Source organism: Spirosoma litoris, from assembly GCF_054776755.1.
Genome location: NZ_BAAHBI010000070.1, coordinates 41,520 through 57,924 on the forward strand (window position 1 = coordinate 41,520; position 16,405 = coordinate 57,924).

Sequence of the window (16,405 nt, forward strand, 5' to 3'; positions counted from 1 at the left end):
AAAAAGAGCGAAATGGCAATAAACTAATTGCTTACACCTTTTCTGGTACGATAAATGGAGCGCGGTATTTGCGGGTAAGCATCTGATTGGCTTCTTTATCGCCCACAAAAACTTCGTGTTTAGGATCGAAGTGGAGCGTACGACCTAATCGGTAAGAAATATTGCCAAGGTGAGCGATTCCTGAAGCTAAGTGAGCTGTCTCGACAGGGCCATTCTGCTTCGATTTATCCCGAGAACGTACGGCTTCAATAAAGTTGGCGTAGTGGTCGCCCCCTTCTTTACGGGCTGGACCGGGCGCACGCTCTTTGCCCAAGAAGGTTTTATAGTCGTTATAACCATTGATGACCATGTAGCCTTTATCGCCATAGAAGATATTGCCAATCTCAATGCCGTCTTCTTTATTGGTCATCCAGGGGCGAACCTCAAACTGAATTACCTTGCCTAGCGATGGGTACTTGTAAACGGACGTAAGGGTTTCTGGTGTTTCCTTGCAGTCTTTCCAGAGAAACTTCCCACCCGACGAGGTAATTTCTTCGGGTAGCCCTACATTCAGCCCCCACATGCAAAGATCGGTTTCGTGGATACCCTGGTTCCCAATGTCACCGTTGCCGTAATCCCAAAACCAGTGCCAGTTGTAGTGCACATAGTTTTTGCTGAATTCTTTCTCCTGCGCTGGGCCTTGCCACATGTTCCAGTTTAGTTCAGCCGGAACGGGCGAATTGCCTTTGTTACCAATATCGGGGCGCCATTTAAACACCAGTCCACGTGCCATATAGACGTTTCCAATCAGGCCGTCGCGGAGGTGTTTGATGGCTTCCTGAATGGCCACCGAACTCCGAAGCTGCACCCCGTGCTGAACAATCCGATTGTAGCGATGTGCCGCTTCGACAAGCTTACGGCCTTCATAAATGTTGTGCGCACCGGGTTTTTCTACATAAACGTCCTTTCCTGCCTGACATGCCCAGATAGCCGCCAGTGCATGCCAGTGGTTCGGTGTCGCAATGCTTACGGCGTCAATGTTTTTATCATCATAAACCTTCCGGAGGTCGTCCACCATCTGGACTTTCCGGTTGTATGTCTTCTCAAATTCAGCCGCCTGTTCCCGCAATACATTACTATCGACATCACAAAGCGTAACCACTTCCACATCTTTCTGTTTCGACAGTCCTTCAATGTGATTCTGACCACGTCCGTTAATACCGATAACGGCCATCCGAATACGGTCGTTGGCCCCGAATGCATGTGCCGGGATATAAGTAGGCAGGCCAATCGCGGCCAGCGAACTAACAGCGCCTGCCTTGAGGACGTAGCGCCGGGAAACTGGTTTGGAGTCCATGAATATGAATTGGTTTAGGAGTTTTTTCGACAGGATTAACAGGATTTTCAGGATTTATTTTGATAATGTTTCATTCAATAAATCCTGAAAATCCTGTCAGAAAATTTTACATTAGGTAAAACTATAGACTGATTATCAAAACCTTACAAACGAGGTATCGTCATACCCCCATCGACCATAATGACCTGACCTGTTGAATACGGAAACCTACCCTGAGCAAGAGCCGCTACAGCCAAACCAACATCGTGGGGTTGGCCCCAGCGTTTCTGAACACATAGACCGTCTTCAATCAACTTATCATATTTCGACGTTACCCCTGCTGTCATATCACTTTTTATAACACCCGGCCGAACTTCATAAACTGGAATATTGAATTCGCCCAGTCGAGCAGCAAATAGTTGGGTTGCCATACTGAGACCTGCTTTCGCTACACAATACTCTCCTCGATTAACGGATGCCACCGTGGCCGAAACCGACGAAACGTTGATGATACAGCCCCAGAAATCTGATTGTTCAGCCTTCTGTTTAATTATCCAGTTGGCCGCAGCCTGCGTCAGAAAGTAAGCCCCTTGCAGATTCGTTGACAGTACGTGGTGAAAACTTTCTTCAGTTGCTTCCAGAATATCCCGACGCTCTTTTGGCGCTACACCCGCATTATTAACTAATACGTGCAAGCGGCCAAAATGGGCCTCTATCTTCTGTAACATTTCTGAGCGATCCTCTTTTGAGGCAATATCGCCCTGGCAGTAAATCACATCGCTCCCGCGTTGCCTTAATGCGTTGACAACATCTTTAACGGCCTCTTCCGGTCGAACGCCGTTGATTGCCATATCGAATCCCGCATCGGCCAGTTGTTCAGCAATGCCGTATCCAATACCCCGGCTCCCCCCTGTAATTAGTGCGACTCGCTTCATTTTCGTGGTGTCGGGTTCTTAAACCCGACACTTTGCTATTTTATAAACGTGTCGGGTTTCAGAACCGCAACGGCGGACCGTCCGACACCACAAGAAATACGCGTTATAGACTTTCTTTTATTGCTTTAAGCTGTTCGGCTTCGGGTCTCTTTTTGTAGAGCGTATCCAGTGGATAACAACCTGAAATCAGGCCATTGCGTGGCGCTGTCGTACAATCTGAAAACGTGCGACAGATTAAGTTTCGGACGAGCGAATGCCCCGCAATCATATCGGCGGGCATGGTTGGATAGGATAGTACCATCCGGCCAAAACCAATACTATCGGCCATACCGGCTCGCAAGACAGCCTGTGCTACGTTGGGCAACCATTCCTGCAAATACGAGTAGCCGGACCCAATAATCACTAATCCGGGGAAAGCCTGTTTTAGCTCGTTCGTTACGTCTATTTGTCGTTTTACACCCAACAATGGATCTTCGGGTGGTAGGTAGCCGTCAGATGGCGGGAACAAAGCGGGGCGCATCAGGTGTGGATTATAATAGGGACTTCCGCCCGTAATGCAAACGATCTGGATACCAAGTGATTCGGCCAGTGCCAGAAATGCTTTTGTTTCGGTTAAGTCAACGCCTAGTCCGTTCGCTTTTCCACCAAAAGCAAACGGATATTGCTCTGCCGATTCAGGAATGCCCGGACCACTGGCGCTTTTCTTGAACGGAAGCATATCGAACGCACTCAAACGAATGCCAATTTCCAGCCCCGGTGCGGCCCGGCGAATGCCAGCCACGATGTTCCGCAAATAGCGTGTCCGGTTCTCAAACGAACCACCATAACGTCCTTCCCGATTTACTGCGCTCAGAAATTCGTGGCCCAGATAACCATGACAATGTTTTACATCGACGAAGTCAAAACCTGCTTTTTGCGCCAAAACAGCAGCTTCGATATACTGTTCGATGATCTGATCGATATCCTCATCCGTAAGTGTAGGATAATCAGCCGACATTCCGAATTTACTGTTCAGAAACGGGTGGCTGTACAATATTTTCGGCTCAAAGGCCTTGTGACTCTTGGGTTTACAAAAGCGCCCTGAATGCGTTAGTTGAAGACCAATCAACAGGTCGTCGGTTTTACCAAATGCCTCCGCATGTTCTTTCAGAATCAATTCCCGCAGTTCAACAAAATCAGAAAACGTTTCGTCGTTCAGTACCAATTGGTTCGGGTTGGCCTTTCCAGAGTGGCACACGGCTACAGCCTCACAACCGAACAATAATTTGGCCCCACTGATGGCAAATTTCCGCCATCGATTCCGGGTAAAATCCGTTGGGCGTCCATCGGTCGTACCATCCCAGCCTTCCATCGGCAAAATGCAAAGGCTATTGCCAATCGTTTTGCCGGATTTGAGTTGAATAGTCTGATTGAACGGACTTTCTGCAGGAGGCAGTAACGTGTCGTCAAACGGCAAGGCGATATCGTTCTTTTCCAGATAGTTCCGCAAGTCGGTCGCTGTTTTCAACTGCGCCATCCGCGGGAATTGGGGTTTATATTTCTCGCTCATCAGGACAAACAGTTAAAGAACGTGTAATAAGGCTCGTTACGGATAATCCGTTGCAGGTATAGTGCTACCTCACGAACGTGGTAATCGCCCCACATGCTCGACTCACCATTGGCAATTTTACTTCCCGCTGGCACATAATCCCAACCATTAGGCTGGTGGTAAATCGAATGTAAAATCAGTCCCTGATGGTCTGGATTAGTGCTCAAATAAGGCTCATCCAATAGGGTATTGAGCACCGTTAAACCGGCTTGATGGTATCGTTGCCCAGCTTCGGCATTGCCTTTATCCGTCAGATATTTCCCCAAACGCAACAATCCTTGCGCCCCAATAGCCGCGGCAGAACTATCGACAGGTTCGAAATCATTGTAAGGATCGGCCGGGCGGTTGAGGTAATCGCCCAAGCGGTGAAGATTTGGTGCTCCCGTATCCCAATACGGAATACCATCGGTAGGCGTGTGGTCGATGTAAAAATCGCAGGTGGCGGTGGCGGCTTTGAGCATATAAGCCTCAATAAATTCACGACCTCCGAACGGTTCTAATTCGGCATTGTCGCGAGTAGCGAGCCATTCCAGTTCTTCGGCAAATCCACACATAGCCCAAGCCAGACCGCGCGTCCAGGTTGTGAATCCCGAGTAGCCCTGCTGTGAATTGGGACAACGGAAATTGCCGTCTTTCACGTTAAAAACGCTTTCGTGCGCAGTTCGTCCCCAGAGATCGTACGAATCCCGGCCTTCGCCATAAAACACCGAATAATCGGCAGTGGCTTTCATATGCTGTAAAGCTCGTTCCAGCAAATTGATTTTTGCATCGCCTTCCCCTTGGAATACATGGCCTAACGCATGACTCAAGACCAAGGCACGGCACGAGCGAATGGTATCGACAAATAATGAATGTGGGCCATTAAATGAGCTAATGAAGCCGCCGTTTTTTACAGTTGTCCAGCGACTGGCCTGCACCGCACCGGAGATTTTGAGAGCTAGTTCGTAGAAATTGGCCTCCCATTCGTTAGTCGGGATTCGGCCCTCCCGCATTAATCGAAGGAGATTTCCGTAGGTGCTGACATTATTAAACCCATGATCATGAACGCCAATGTGGCTAATGTGCGGGGCCATCACGGTCAGCGTTTTCTGACGGCCTATTTCCAAAAAGTTGGCGTCATTCGTTGCGTCGAACTGGAGAATGGCAGAGCCGAACTGAAATCCCTGTGTCCACTCTGTCCAGCCGCGTGTAGAATATTTCCCCGCAACGGTAAACACAGGCGAGCCTTTTGTTACGTCGTATTCTTTTTCAATCAGGTTAATTTTCTGGCCGGATAGGTTCCAGAATCGGTCAAGTTTCGCCGAGAGATCGGCAGGCTTTAACGAATTGTCAATCTGCATGCTAGGTAAGGGTCGGCGAGTTTATCGCTTACTTTTCCTAAAGAAGAAAGGGGGTAATTGACTACTGTAGGCTGGACGGCCACGGCCGGGTGATAACACAATTATATCACCCAGATGTGGCCTTCCAGCCTAATAGAAAACTATTACGATACAGCAAATCCCGTATGTTTACGTACGTATTCTGGATGAAATCCTAATACAATATCTTCTTTAGGAACACCTGCCTTAACAAACGCTTCGGCAATGGGCCAGTCTGTATTGTCTTCCTGAACCCATATTTTCCCGTTAATTATATCAACATGAAGAACAGGCTGCAAAATCCGTCTGTCGCCTTCCCAGCCAATACTGACCAATAAATATCGATCGCGTTCCGTATCGAATACTACTTCGTCTCTAACGGCCTGATTTGACGAGAAGCCAGCATATTGTTCAAGTTCATTCCGAACAAGTTGACGATATTGATTCAGGGTATCCATTGTTCAATAACCTCTAGGCTCAAAAATCGATGCTCTTAGCTTTCGATTTTTCCCCTTTACATTTTTTAGCGTAGTATCAGTTCATAAGAAGTAGTCCCCAAATTGATAACTCAAATTAGTTATCAATTTGGGGACCGTATAGCATTTAGTTAATTTGCAACGCTGATCAACTGTTAGCAGCAGCCGATCAGCCCGTTGTCGTGCGCGGAGCGTCACGGATTTTTTACACTCAAAACATGTGTAACCATGCAGAGAGCAAAAAAGAGCAGACTAGTACAACAGATACTAAACTGCCTTAAGAAGTATCAGCCATTAATCCAGACGGTTCTTGGACTGATACGAACCGGCTTTTCGATGTTGATGTCCTACCATCGACACCTCTAAGCTAGTTTTTTTAGACGCTCCATCCCTAAAGGGTGGGGCGTTTTTTTGTGTCACTAATGACACAAAGTTACCACACGTATTACTATTACCAAACCTTTGGTAATATATTTTCAACAAACGTTTGCTTTTTCCGAAAAGCCTTTTTCGCTTATTGTTGTATACGTCATTTCTCTTTATAGCCTTATAAACTGTGAGCTGTTCTTAGTTTTCATTTTCTCAATAAAAATTACCCTTTAATCAAACTCACTCCGCCCATTTCAGGTGGTTGCGGGATGCCCATCAATTGGAGAATCGTTGGAGCGATGTCAGCCAGTTTACCATCGTTGAGTTCTGGATGGTAGTCTTTATCGACCAGAATACAAGGCACCAGGTTTGTCGTGTGAGCTGTGTTGGGCGTGCCGTCATCATTGGTCATGTATTCAGCGTTACCGTGATCGGCAATGATAATGGTTGCGTAACCATGTTCCAACGCGGTTTCGGTAACGGCCTGAGCGCAGGCATCGGCGGTTTCAGCAGCTTTCACTACCGCTTCGAATACACCTGTATGGCCGACCATGTCGGTGTTAGCGAAGTTAAGGCAAATGAAATCGGCTTCTTCCTTTTCTAATTCTGGAATAATCGCATCCCGAATATCGTAGGCCGACATTTCAGGAATCTGATCGTAGGTCTTCACAGGTATCGTGATCTCGACACCCCGGTCGTCACGAATCACCATTTCTTTCGGCGATGGGCAAAGCAGCCGTTTTTCACCAGCGAACGGCTCCTCACGACCGCCCGAGAAGAAGAACGTTACGTGCGGATATTTCTCTGTTTCGGCAATCCGAATCTGTTTCCGACCAGCGCCAGCAATAACCTCACCTAGTGTATTTTGCAGGTTATCTTTCTCAAAAATGACTTTCACCCCAACGAATTCATCGTCGTATTTGGTCATTGTGATGTAATCCAGATTGAGTTTTTTCATACCCTGCTCTGGAAAATCCTTCTGCGTTAACGCCTGCGTGATTTCACGCCCTCGGTCGGTGCGGAAGTTGAAGCAAAGCACCACATCGCCATCTTCAATAACGGCGACTAGCGAGCCATCAGCATTCGCTACGATAATTGGCTTAATGAACTCATCTGTTACGCCAGCATCGTACGATTCCTGCAAGGTTTTTGTCACATCGGCAGCGGCCACTTTTGTGCCTTCACCATGTACCATCGCATCGTACGCGACTTTAACGCGCTCCCAACGATTGTCGCGGTCCATGGCGTAATACCGTCCAATAACGCTCGCAATTTGGCCCGTCGTAGCCGCCATGTGCGCTTGTAAGTCCGTCAGGTAGCCAACGCCCCCTTTAGGATCCGTATCGCGGCCATCGGTGAACGCATGAACAAACACATCGGTCAGACCATGCGCTTGTGCGATAGACAACAAGCCTTTTACGTGGTCGATGTGCGCATGAACACCTCCATCGGAAACAAGGCCGATGAAGTGAACTTTCTTCCCGTTGGTTTTGGCATAATTCAGCGCGTCAACCAGAATAGGTTCGTTATCAAGTGTATGCTCTTCAACAGCTTTATTCACTTTTACCAGATCCTGATACACAACACGACCCGCGCCCAGGTTCATGTGACCAACTTCGGAGTTTCCCATTTGGCCGGCTGGCAACCCAACCGCTAATCCAGAAGCCTCCAATTTACTGTTTGGATATTTAGGATACAGCGAATTCATGAACGGTGTATGCGCTGATTCAATAGCTGACACTTCAGGCTTGAGTGGAATACCCCAGCCGTCGAGGATGATGAGAATAACTTTTTTGTTCATGTCTTAAAGAATGAAAGAGTGAAAGAATGAAAGAGCGAAAGATTGAAAACCATCTGGCAAATTCACTCTTTCGCTCTTTCATTCTTTCACTCATTAAGATTATGCTGTTGAACTAAGTACGTTAATAGCTGCCTACAGCAGCGAAGGGCAATTTGGTAAACTTCTTCAAACACTTCAGGGCCTTCGTAGTAGGGATCGGGCACGTTGGGCTGATCGCTGACATCTGGATCAAATTCCCGAAGCAAAAATATATTGTCGTTGGTATATAGGCCTGTGCTACGATAGTTCAACTTTTCGATGGCTTCAAGGTTGTTTTCGTCCATGGCCACGAAGTAGTTAAACTGGGCAAGATCATCGCCCGTAAGTCGTCGGGCACGATGCGTTAGCGAAAGCCCATGTTCGAGCGCATTCTCGCGAGTGCGTCTGTCAGGAAGTTGGCCGATGTGAAAAGAAGCCGTTCCAGCCGAATCGGCCTGAATTTGCTTATCAAGGCCAGTTTCAGCCACTAATTGCCTAAATACACCCTCCGCCACCGGCGACCGGCAGATATTGCCATAACAAACGAAGAGGACGTTTAGCATGGGGCAAGGAGCAGGGAGCGCGGAGCAAAGAGAGTTGTGGGTTGTCTACCCAGCTCTCTGCCCCGAGCACCGTGCTATTTTTCTAGTGGTTCATTGTGCTCGTCGACGATAACGAATACATCTTCACCTGGTTTTTTCATCCAATATTTTTCGCGGGCAAATTTCTCGCGTAGTCGATCATTACCCAGCACTTCCCGTTGTTCAGTCTTTACGGTTTTGATCCGTTCTCGATAATACTGGGCCTCTCCGTCTAACTCATGCAACGTCCACCAATTCCTGATTTGGGTTGGCAAATCATTCGCATCAAAAAACGTCATCCATAGCAAAAGTCCTAAGCCGGAAGCGACATAGAAACTGCCAAGTTTGCGGAGGATTTTCTGGAGCATGGGAAAAAGCGCGGGGCTCGGGGCAAGGAGCGGGGATTGTTAATCACTCTGCTCCTTGCCCCGCGCTCCCTGCTAGAATTTAAGTCCTGGGAAATACGCGGTTTCGCCTAGTTCTTCTTCGATACGAAGCAGTTGGTTGTATTTCGCCATCCGGTCAGAACGAGAAGCCGAACCCGTTTTGATCTGGCCCGTGTTCAACGCTACTGCCAAGTCAGCGATGGTTGCATCTTCGGTTTCGCCTGAACGGTGCGACATGATGTTTTTGTACGAACTGCGTTTTGCCAGGTTCACCGTATCGATGGTTTCGGTCAACGAACCGATCTGGTTTACTTTCACCAGAATTGCGTTGGCAATCCCTTTATCGATACCTTCCTGCAGACGGGTTACGTTCGTTACGAACAGATCGTCGCCCACCAATTGGGTTTTGTTATCTTTCAACAGATCAGTTTGCGCTTTCCAGCCCGCCCAATCGTCTTCGGCCATACCATCTTCGATCGACAGAATTGGGTATTTGTTTACCCAATCTTTCCAGAAACCAGCCATTTCCGACGACGTCAGTTTATCGCCAGTCGACTTTTTGAAGTGGTACATTCCCGTTTCAGCATCGTAGAACTCCGAAGAAGCGGCATCCATAGCTACCCAAACATCTTCGCCTGGGCGGTAGCCTGCTTTCTCGATAGCCTGCAGAATGGTTTGGATCGCTTCATCGTTCGATTTGATGTTTGGAGCAAACCCACCTTCATCACCTACGTTGGTAGCAAGACCCATTTTTTTCAATACACCTTTCAGCGTATGGAAAATTTCGGTACCCATCCGTAGCGCTTCCGAGAACGTCGGTGCATTGGCGGGCATAACCATAAATTCCTGGAAATCGATGGAGTTATCAGCGTGTGAACCACCGTTCAGGATGTTCATCATCGGAACAGGCAGGGTATTGGCATTAACGCCACCGATGTAGCGATAAAGTGGCAAACCTGCTTCCTGAGCAGCTGCTTTCGAAGCTGCCAGCGAAACGCCCAAAATAGCATTAGCTCCCAAACGACCTTTGTTGGATGTACCGTCCAGCTCAAGCATAATTTTATCGATCATGCTTTGCTCAAACACCGAAATACCAACCAGCTCTGGGAAAATCAGTTCGTTAACGTTAGAAACGGCTTTCAGAACGCCTTTACCTACGTAAACCTTTTTGTCATCGTCGCGAAGCTCAACCGCTTCGTGGGTGCCTGTCGATGCGCCCGATGGCACAGCAGCACGGCCCAGAAAACCGTTTTCGGTACGGACGTCCACTTCGACGGTCGGATTACCGCGTGAATCCAGAATCTGTCGGGCATGAATGCTTTGAATGGTACTCATTGCAGAGAAATAAGAAGGAGTTAATAACGAACTTGTCTATCGGTCTGGCTCACTCGTTTATTGGGATTTGACACCCAAGCCTTTAGGCCGATTAGCTTATCAGGCGCAAAGTAACGAAATACAGGGCAAAACTTCAGAACAGGAATGCGTTTGCTGTGTTACTTAATGAATAATTCATGGTCTTTACAGGCCAGAACAGAAGTTATCAGAAATTTTTGTCTATTTGTGTGCTTGTAAAGCGCAACTAAATCAACCATACCTATGCGAGGGCTTTTGTATTTTCTATTGTTCTTATTAGTTGTTTTTGGTGTACTCTACGCACTGACGGGCTGGAGCTATAGCGATGGCGAGCGTGCTGGAACTGTGTCTAAATTCAGCCGGCGGGGGTTTGTCTTCAAAACGTACGAAGGCGTTCTGAACGTCGGTGGCTTTTCGGGCGAAACGGGTTCGCTTACTCCGCAATATTTCGACTTTTCGGTGAAAGATGAAGCGGTTGCCAAGCAGATTACAGATGCCGTAAAATCGGGCCAGCGAGTGACGCTTCACTATGAAGAAAAGATTCTGAAATTCCCCTGGAATGGCGAAACAAAATACTACATAACTCAGGTAGAAGTAGTTGGACCAGCGGCCCGTCCGTATGGCGATGGCTCGGCTTATCCGGGCTATCAACCACAACCTGCTCAACCTCAGGCACAGCAGCCAAATCCGGCTCAACAGCCCGCTAAAGCCGACTCAACGCTGTAGGTTAGAGCATCCTCCAAAATCTCGTCAATTATCCTGATAATAAGGCAATTGGCGAGATTTTTTGATTTGAAAAATCCTGGCTAAATCCACAGATAAAAAGCTTCAACTATTTTCAAAAATCGTTTGGCGATTCGGCGATTTTTGGGTAATTTTATCTGTTTAAACAACCATCCTAACATGGCGAAATCAGATACGGCGCAAGCCACAGCATCTGCTAATGACAGTAAATTAAAAGCTCTTCAAACAACGATCGAGAAACTTGACAAAGCGTTTGGCAAAGGCACAGTAATGCGCCTGAGCGAAACGAAAGTTGTTGATGTTCCGGTTATTTCAACTGGCTCGCTGGGGTTAGATTTAGCCCTCGGTATTGGCGGTATGCCACGTGGCCGTGTCGTTGAAATCTACGGACCTGAATCGTCAGGTAAAACCACACTAACGATGCACTGCATCGCCGAAGCACAGAAAGCGGGTGGTCTGGCAGCCTTCATCGACGCCGAACACGCTTTCGACCGTGTTTATGCGGAGAAACTGGGTATCGATACGAAAAACCTTCTTATCTCGCAGCCAGATAACGGCGAACAAGCGCTTGAAATCGCTGAACACCTGATCAGTTCAGGCGCTATCGACATCTGCGTAATTGACTCCGTTGCTGCGCTTGTACCAAAAGCTGAGATCGAAGGCGAAATGGGCGAAAGCAAAATGGGTTTACAGGCTCGTCTGATGTCGCAAGCCCTGCGGAAACTGACCGGTACGATCAACAAAACAGGTTGCTGCTGTATTTTCATCAACCAGTTGCGTGAAAAAATCGGTGTGATGTTCGGTAACCCCGAAACAACTACGGGTGGTAACGCGCTGAAATTCTACGCATCGGTTCGTCTTGACATTCGCCGTATTGGTCAGATTAAAGAAGGTGCCGATAACATTGTGGGTAACCGCACGAAAGTGAAAGTCGTTAAGAACAAACTGGCAGCTCCTTTTAAAGTCGTTGAGTTTGATATTATGTACGGTCAGGGTATTTCGAAAGTTGGTGAAGTACTTGATCTGGCTGTCGAAATGGAGATCGTTAAGAAATCAGGCTCCTGGTTCTCGTATGGCACCAGCCGGTTGGCACAAGGTCGCGATGCGGTGAAAGAACTCCTGCTCGACAATCCAGAACTGATGGGTGAAATTGAAGGTAAAATCCGAGCTAAAATCGCAGAAGACGACGAAGCTTTGGTTGATCCTGTTTTAGCCGGTACGGATGATGACGACGAAGGTGAGCTTGATGATTAACTCATCCACAAATACTACGGAAAGGGCGGGACTAAACTCCTGCCCTTTTTTAGTTTATGGAGCTATTTAAGCTCTTCTTTTATAGCAAGAAGCTTCGAATGCTTTTTATCATTCCAACGCCAGGAGGAATGACAAAAACCAAGGCTAAGTTTAAACAGCTTTTATAACTTATACGTCCCGTCGGTCTGTTTCAATTTGGTCAGGAACTTTCCGTTCTTAATTTGCAACAATGCAGGTATAGCAGCGCTTTTGGCTTCATCGGGGATCATTCTAACGCTAAATGTGCCTCGAATCTCGCCTGATAAAGTGTCGAAAGATTGAATACTTAACTGCGTTTCAGCATTGATGACAGGTTTATAGGTGCCCCAAAGTAGTTTATCACTTTTTGCCGTGAACGTACTACCGATGGTGTCGGTACCGCAATAAAGCGATTGGTAATCTACTTTAAACTTTGTCAGAGAGCATACGCGTTTCGGAATGTTAAATAACGTCAGTGTTGTCAGAAGATCGCCCTCATCATCAAACTCGGTAATCGTCACATCGAATGCATGCTGGCGACAGGGTATTCGGGAGGATGCTGCAATACGTGGATTCTGCAAAGCCACGCCCTGTCGGGTTCCCGTAACCTGCCCCCAATAATTAAGTGAATAAACGCCTGGAATCGAACCAGGGCTTACAGCAGGTGATCCGCAACTCAACAACGCCAGTAGAATTACAATAAGAAGTAGGTTTGTATTTCGCATGTGTTATTGATTGTCAGCGCCTTTTGGCGTGCTTGTGACGGCTGAACACAATTAACGTCACTCGATAGGAGAATTTGCTTCCCTCAGTAAAGCAGCCTACGCTTTTTATGCTAAAACGGCAGCTATTGAAGTAGCTGCCGTTCAGTCAGAATCTATAAATTAACTTACCAGCTATAGAATGCCGGGTAATTAGCGTTTGTCAATCGGAACGAATTCGCGTAGTGTTTCGCCCGTATAAATTTGACGTGGACGACCAATTGGCTCTTTCGTTTCACGCATTTCTTTCCACTGTGCAATCCAGCCAGGCAAACGGCCAATAGCGAACATCACCGTAAACATGTTGGTTGGGATACCCAATGCGCGATAGATAATACCCGAATAGAAATCGACGTTCGGATACAGTTTGCGCGATACGAAATAATCGTCGTGCAAAGCAGCTTCTTCTAAGCCTTTGGCAATCTCCAGCACGGGATCATTAACCCCTAGTTTGCTCAGCACGTCATCAGCAGCCTTTTTGATAATTCTGGCACGAGGATCGAAGTTTTTATAAACACGGTGACCGAAACCGAATAAACGGAAGCCCGTTGTTTTCGCATTTTTAGCCATGTCCACGTATTTAGACACATCACCACCATCGGCTTTAATATCTTCAAGCATTTCAATTACTTCCTGGTTCGCTCCGCCGTGCAGAGGTCCCCACAAAGCACTGATACCTGCCGAAATAGACGAATAGATATTCGCCTGCGATGAGCCCACAAGCCGAACCGTTGAGGTTGAGCAGTTTTGTTCGTGATCGGCATGAAGGATGAGCAGAACGTTCAGCGCTTCAGCAACAACGGGATCAACTTTGTAATCTTCGACCGGCAGCGAGAACATCATGTTCAGGAAGTTCGGGATGTAGTCGAGGGTATTTTTGGGGTAGTTGATCGGGTGGCCCAGCGCACGCTTGTACGACCAGGTAGCAATTGTTGGTAGCTTAGCCAGCAAACGAATGATATGCTGATCTGTTTTATCTTCTTTAGCGCCCTCTTCATCAGGATAGAAGGCACTCATGGCGCTCACTAAAGACGACAAAACACCCATTGGGTGTGCATTAACCGGAAAACCGTCGAAGATTTTCCGCATATCTTCTTTTACTAACGTATGACGACGAATTGCTGTCTCAAACGTTGAAAACTGCTCCTGAGTTGGCAATTCACCATAGATAAGCAGATAGGCTACTTCAAGGAAAGAGGCTTTTGCGGCCAGATCTTCAATAGAGTAACCCCTATATTGTAGAATACCCTGTTCACCATCAAGAAATGTAATGGCACTTTTTGTAGCACCGGTATTTTTATAACCCCGGTCTAACGTAACGTAGCCGGTCTGATCACGAAGATTCGAAATGTCGAAAGCTTTTTCGTGTTCTGTTCCCTCCAATGTTGGGAATGAATAGGACTTGCCATCGACAGTTAATTCAGCGTTGTTTGCCATACAATAACAGGGTAGAGTTAACAGAGGTAATAATTTGCGGGTTAGTGCATATCAGGATGAATAGGTACGAAACAAGCCTTTATGCTGATCCGAAACGCCGAAGCGGGACTGTCCGGGCGAAATTAGCCCAAAAATCTAAACGACAGATGAAATTGTTGTAAAAAAGCCGTATTACGTTTGTATTAAGCTGTAAACGAAAGTTATAGGATACATTTTTCATGTTACCGTTTGTAAAAAATACCCCCTTTTAAAACGGTTCGCACTCGTTGCAGATCAGTAATGGTTTTGCTTGGGTCGCCTTCCACAGCCACCAGATCGGCCAGCAAACCCGGACGAATGCGGCCACGATCAGCCAGATGAAATACCTCGGCATTTATAGATGTAGCCGACCGAAGCACATCGATAGGTTTCATACCATACTCAACCATCATGACTAGCTCGCGGGCATTATCGCCGTGGCTAAATACGCCCACATCGCCCCCGGCACAAACCGTTACACCAGCGTCTAATGCCTGTTTAAACGTTACGCGTTTTTGTTTAATTCGTTCCGGCTCGGGGTCCTGCCCTTTTTTCCAACCGCGATACTGACTAGTAGCATCACCAGCCGCCAGGGTTGGACAAAGCGCCGTACCATGCTGCTTCATCAACGCAAAAATTTCAGGCGTTCCCGCATCGCCATGTTCTATCGTTTCGCAGCCGCCCAGAATTGCCCGACGCATACCCTCAGCAGTGCCCGCATGAGCTACCACGGCCCGACCGCTACTTTTAGCCACTTCAACAATGAGCTTGATTTCTTCGACAGTATAAGTAGGACGGGCTTCGGCCATTAATCCCCAACGATAATCGGCGTAGATTTTTATAGCATCGGCTCCTTTGCCAATCTGCCGTCGAACCGCCTGGATCAGCGCGTCGTGACCATCGGCCTCTTCTGCTCCCTGCGGCACATCAATATCTGGGCTAAACCCTTTAGGGCCATAACTACCAGTAGCAATAAGCGCTCGGGTTACAACAATCATGCGAGGCCCCGGAATAATGCCCTTATTGATGGCCTGTTTTAAACCTACATCATCGTAATCCGCCCCTTCGGTACCTAAATCGCGTACGGTTGTAAAACCTGCCAGCAATGTTTTCTGGGCGTGAACCGTAGCCCGCGCGACCCGTAATGACCGGGCTTCTTTCAGAACCTGATCGTCCCAGGTTGTTTCGTTATACGGATGCAGCAACAGATGAGAGTGTCCTTCAATCAAGCCAGGTGTTAGCGTCGTCCCTTTCAGATCAACAACTTCAGCGCCCGTTGTCGATACTGAAGAGGCAGGGCCAGCCGCTTCAATTTTATCATCTTTTACCCGCACAACCCAGCCTTCGTGCATGGTTTCGCCATCGAAGACGCGGTCGGGGCGGAGGAGGTATGTCGATTGCGCAAAAAGTGATACTGGGAGGCAGATTAAGAAGAGGTATAGTTTGCTCATGAGGAAGTGAGTGAGTAATCTCAAAAATAAGCAAAAAAGAGCCAATTGAGGCTCTTTCCGTGGTGTCAGATGCTTACATCTGACACCACGGCGATATCAGCTACGCTTGTTCGAAATCACATCCCAGATGCCTTTACCAAATACTAGCACGACTAACCCCGGCAGTAAAATAGCGCCTGCCCGGAAACCAGCACCCGTAAGCTTATAGATACCCGTGTTGTATTGAGAAAAACTCTGGAATAGATAGTAAACAGATGCTGCCAGTAACGCAAGAGTAATACCTATCGCTAAAGGCTGACTTAGTCGGCCAACGAGCCAGGTTATTACGGAAGCCACAACGACCACGAGCGCAACCGTTCCGAGCGCTTTTGGGAAGGTTTCAATAGCCGAGTATTCGAAAAAGAACACCCCAGCCTGGCCAATCAGGTTGGGGTGTGCCAAAAGCCAGCCGTCCAGAACGACTAACACAAGAAGCAAAACGTAAAAGAATGGGTTACGCATAAAGCTGTTTTCGCAGGTTTTTTTAAGACCAACGAAGATAA

General features: G+C 47.5%; 15 protein-coding genes. 2 read left to right on the top strand and 13 right to left on the bottom strand.

Annotated elements, in window-relative coordinates:
- Positions 1-31: 31 nt before the first annotated feature.
- The 9 genes from ACYVGR_RS33080 to eno all read right to left on the bottom strand — a co-directional run bounded on the left by ACYVGR_RS33080 (position 32) and on the right by eno (position 10,162).
- The gene (locus ACYVGR_RS33080; RefSeq protein ID WP_460964522.1) at positions 32-1,336 is read right to left on the bottom strand and encodes a Gfo/Idh/MocA family protein; all 1,305 of its coding nucleotides are present in this window, start codon (positions 1,334-1,336) and stop codon (positions 32-34) included.
- Positions 1,337-1,479: 143 nt separating this feature from the next.
- Positions 1,480-2,250 (bottom strand): 3-ketoacyl-ACP reductase, encoded by a 771-nt coding sequence (locus ACYVGR_RS33085; RefSeq protein WP_460964524.1) that lies wholly within the window; start codon positions 2,248-2,250, stop codon positions 1,480-1,482.
- Between the two features lie 103 nt (positions 2,251-2,353).
- Entirely contained in the window at positions 2,354-3,799 is a 1,446-nt protein-coding gene (locus ACYVGR_RS33090; RefSeq protein WP_460964526.1) for an oxidoreductase, read from the bottom strand.
- The gene (locus tag ACYVGR_RS33095) at positions 3,799-5,178 is read right to left on the bottom strand and encodes a glycosyl hydrolase (RefSeq protein ID WP_460964528.1); all 1,380 of its coding nucleotides are present in this window, start codon (positions 5,176-5,178) and stop codon (positions 3,799-3,801) included. Before ACYVGR_RS33095 ends, ACYVGR_RS33090 begins: the two co-directional genes overlap by 1 nt.
- A 143-nt stretch (positions 5,179-5,321) precedes the next feature.
- On the bottom strand, positions 5,322-5,654 hold the full coding sequence (locus tag ACYVGR_RS33100) for an element excision factor XisI family protein (protein WP_460964530.1): 333 nt from the start codon (positions 5,652-5,654) through the stop codon (positions 5,322-5,324).
- Between the two features lie 610 nt (positions 5,655-6,264).
- On the bottom strand, positions 6,265-7,842 hold the full coding sequence (gene gpmI, locus ACYVGR_RS33105; RefSeq protein WP_460964532.1) for a 2,3-bisphosphoglycerate-independent phosphoglycerate mutase: 1,578 nt from the start codon (positions 7,840-7,842) through the stop codon (positions 6,265-6,267).
- 86 nt (positions 7,843-7,928) lie between these two features.
- Entirely contained in the window at positions 7,929-8,423 is a 495-nt protein-coding gene (locus tag ACYVGR_RS33110) for a low molecular weight protein-tyrosine-phosphatase (protein ID WP_460964533.1), read from the bottom strand.
- 74 nt (positions 8,424-8,497) lie between these two features.
- Entirely contained in the window at positions 8,498-8,809 is a 312-nt protein-coding gene (locus tag ACYVGR_RS33115) for an FtsB family cell division protein (RefSeq protein ID WP_182459213.1), read from the bottom strand.
- Between the two features lie 72 nt (positions 8,810-8,881).
- Positions 8,882-10,162 (bottom strand): phosphopyruvate hydratase, encoded by a 1,281-nt coding sequence (gene eno, locus ACYVGR_RS33120; RefSeq protein ID WP_460964536.1) that lies wholly within the window; start codon positions 10,160-10,162, stop codon positions 8,882-8,884.
- 261 nt (positions 10,163-10,423) lie between these two features.
- On the opposite strand from eno, the gene ACYVGR_RS33125 reads away from it, so the two are divergent.
- On the top strand, positions 10,424-10,906 hold the full coding sequence (locus ACYVGR_RS33125; RefSeq protein ID WP_460964537.1) for a hypothetical protein: 483 nt from the start codon (positions 10,424-10,426) through the stop codon (positions 10,904-10,906).
- A 177-nt stretch (positions 10,907-11,083) separates the two neighbouring features.
- The gene (gene recA, locus ACYVGR_RS33130; protein WP_460964539.1) at positions 11,084-12,178 is read left to right on the top strand and encodes a recombinase RecA; all 1,095 of its coding nucleotides are present in this window, start codon (positions 11,084-11,086) and stop codon (positions 12,176-12,178) included.
- 161 nt (positions 12,179-12,339) lie between these two features.
- On the opposite strand, the gene ACYVGR_RS33135 is transcribed toward recA, so the two are convergent.
- The 4 genes from ACYVGR_RS33135 to ACYVGR_RS33150 form a co-directional block, all read right to left on the bottom strand.
- Positions 12,340-12,921, bottom strand: a complete 582-nt coding sequence (locus tag ACYVGR_RS33135) for a hypothetical protein (protein WP_460964540.1) — start codon at positions 12,919-12,921, stop codon at positions 12,340-12,342.
- 189 nt (positions 12,922-13,110) lie between these two features.
- A complete protein-coding gene (locus ACYVGR_RS33140) occupies positions 13,111-14,394 on the bottom strand; it encodes a citrate synthase (RefSeq protein WP_460964542.1) in 1,284 nt (427 codons plus the stop codon).
- A gap of 221 nt (positions 14,395-14,615) precedes the next feature.
- On the bottom strand, positions 14,616-15,863 hold the full coding sequence (locus ACYVGR_RS33145; protein WP_460964544.1) for a metal-dependent hydrolase family protein: 1,248 nt from the start codon (positions 15,861-15,863) through the stop codon (positions 14,616-14,618).
- A 96-nt stretch (positions 15,864-15,959) separates the two neighbouring features.
- Positions 15,960-16,364, bottom strand: coding sequence for a hypothetical protein (locus tag ACYVGR_RS33150; protein ID WP_460964546.1), 405 nt, complete (start codon positions 16,362-16,364; stop codon positions 15,960-15,962).
- Positions 16,365-16,405: the final 41 nt, after the last annotated feature.